The sequence below is a fragment of the Nocardia sp. AB354 genome, assembly GCF_049538315.1.
In the GTDB taxonomy this organism is placed as follows: Bacteria; Actinomycetota; Actinomycetes; order Mycobacteriales; family Mycobacteriaceae; genus Nocardia; species Nocardia nova.
In genome coordinates this window covers 1-328 of the sequence record NZ_JBMVFU010000091.1, presented here as the reverse complement: position 1 = coordinate 328, position 328 = coordinate 1, and the positions used below count along the sequence as shown (strand labels likewise).

Sequence of the window (328 nt, the reverse complement as noted above, 5' to 3'; positions counted from 1 at the left end):
ACCCGCCCGGCCCGCATACCGAGCCACCACCGGACCACCCGCCGCGATATACACCGGAATCCCCGCCGGCGGCACATCGTAGATCGACGCACCCACCGTGCTGTAGTACTGGCCCTCGAAATCGACCCGATCACCACTCCACAACGCGCGCATCAGATCCACCGACTCACGCAACCGGGCGAAACGCTCCTTGAACTCCGGCCACTGGCCCTTGTAACCGGTCGCGATCTCGTTGAGCGCCTCCCCCGTCCCCACACCCAGCATGATCCGCTCCGGATACAGACACCCCAGAGTCGCGAACGCCTGCGCGATCACCGCCGGGTTGTAC

1 protein-coding gene is annotated in these 328 nt (G+C 65.9%); it reads right to left on the bottom strand.

Annotated elements, in window-relative coordinates:
• Positions 1–328: LLM class flavin-dependent oxidoreductase (locus ACPCUW_RS35230; RefSeq protein WP_423429705.1), on the bottom strand; the 328-nt coding region annotated here is incomplete at both ends.